The sequence below is a fragment of the Roseateles sp. genome, assembly GCF_031397715.1.
Classification (GTDB): domain Bacteria; phylum Pseudomonadota; class Gammaproteobacteria; order Burkholderiales; family Burkholderiaceae_C; genus Paucibacter_A.
Genome location: NZ_JANNMI010000121.1, coordinates 1 through 2,016, shown reverse-complemented (window position 1 = coordinate 2,016; position 2,016 = coordinate 1). Strand labels below are relative to the sequence as shown.

The window sequence follows — 2,016 nt, the reverse complement described above, 5'->3', positions numbered from 1 at the left end:
CTGGAGATACAAACCAAGGGCGCAACAGTCATCAGCATCCGCGGCGCCGAACAGGATGATTTCAGCCGCGGCTTCATCTGCCCCAAGTGCGTGTCGTTGAAGGACATGCACGACGACCCCGACCGCCTGCGCCAGCCGCTGATCAAGCGCGATGGGCAGTTTGTCGAAGCTACGTGGGACGAGGCGCTGGATGAGGTCGCCAAGCGCCTCTTGCCGGTGATCGCACAATATGGGCGCGACTCGGTGGCCGCCGTGATCGGCAACCCGGCCGCGCACAAAATTAGCTTATTGGCCTACTTCCCGCGCCTGGCCCGCGCGCTGGGCACAGGCAATATCTTTTCGGCGTCAACGCTGGACCAGATGCCCAAGCAGCTCTCCAGCGGCCTGATGTTTGGCCATTGGCTGTCGATTCCGGTGCCCGATATCGAGCGTTGCGACTGGCTGCTGATCCTCGGCGCCAACCCGATGGTCAGCAACGGCAGCCTCTGGACGGTGCCCGACTACCGCGGCAAGGCCAAGGCGATGCGGGCGCGCGGCGGGCGCATCATCGTCGTTGACCCCAGGCGCAGCGAGACCGCAGCGGCGGCCGATGAACATCTGCCGATCCGGCCCAGCGGCGACGTGTTCATGCTGCTGGCCCTGGTCAACACTCTGTTTTCCGAAGGCCTGGTTCGAACGGGGGCTCTGAGCGAGCACTTGAATGGCTTGGACGCTTTGAGGGACGCCACGGCCTCGTTCACGCCCGAGCGCATGGCCGCCGGTTGCGGCATCGAGGCGGCCACGCTGCGCCGCTTGGCGCGCGAGTTGGCCGGCGCCGAGAGGGCCGCCGTGTACGGCCGCATCGGCACGTGCACGCAACGCTTCGGTAGCCTCAACAGCTGGTTGGTCGATGTGCTGAATATCCTCAGCGGACATCTTGACGCGCCCGGCGGGGCCATGTTCCCCAAGGCGGCCGCGTTTGCCGCCAACACCCAGGGCAAGCCGGGCAGTGGCCGCGGCATCAGCACCGGGCGGCGCAGCAGCCGGGTGTCCGGCGCGCCCGAGGTTTTCGGCGAATTGCCCATCACCTGCCTTGCCGAGGAGATCGAGACGGCCGGCGCGGGCCAAGTACGCGCCTTGATCTGCCTGGCAGCGAATCCGGTGCTGTCGACGCCGAATGGCCCGCGGATCGCGCGTGCGCTCGACGGCCTGGACTTCATGCTCAGCCTGGACATTTATCTGAACGAAACCAGCCGCCATGCGGACGTGATCCTGCCGGGCTTGTCGCCGCTGGAGGACTTGCACTTTGACATCGCTTTTCCGCAATTTTCTTTTCGCAACCATGCGCGCTTTTCCGGCCCGGTGTTCGCCAAGCCGGCCGATCAGCCCGAAGAGTGGGAGACCCTGCTGAGGTTGGCGGCGATGGTCGAGGGGCGCGATTGGCGAGCCAAGCCTGATGCGCTGGATGCGCCGGACAGCGCTGGCCTGCGCGGGCCGGAGCGCTTGATCGACCTGGCGCTGCGCAGCGGACCCTATGGCGGCGCAACAGAGCAAGACCTGACCCTGGCGAAAGTCAAAGCCGCAGCGGGAGGGATCGACCTGGGGCCTCTGCAGTCGCGCATCCCCGAGCTGCTGCGCACACCGTCGGGCCGCATCGAATTGGCGCCGCCGGCGCTGCTGGCTGACCTGCTGCACGTCGAGGCGGCGCTGAACGTGCCGGCGCCCGAATTCACTTTGATCGGCCGGCGCGATATCCGCAGCGGCAATAGCTGGATGCACAACCTGCCGCTGCTGGCCAAGGGCCCAGAGCGCTGCACCCTGCTGATCAACCCGCTGGACGCCGCACGCCTGGGCTTGAGTGACGACGGCTACGCCATGCTCAGCACGGCCTTGGGTGAATCGAAGGTGCGGGTGGCGCTCAGCGCCGACATGCTGGTCGGGGTCGTCAGCCTGCCACATGGTTGGGGCCATGACTTGCCGCGCGTACGCTTAACGGTGGCCGGCAACAAGCCGGGAGTCAATTTGAATGCACTGATC

At 66.3% G+C, this 2,016-nt stretch carries 1 protein-coding gene; it reads left to right on the top strand.

The genetic code is table 11. The features are described from left to right. Positions 1-105: 105 nt before the first annotated feature. Positions 106-2,016 (top strand): molybdopterin-dependent oxidoreductase (locus RMO57_RS05375; RefSeq protein WP_310384925.1); only part of this gene is annotated, 1,911 nt, incomplete at its 3' end.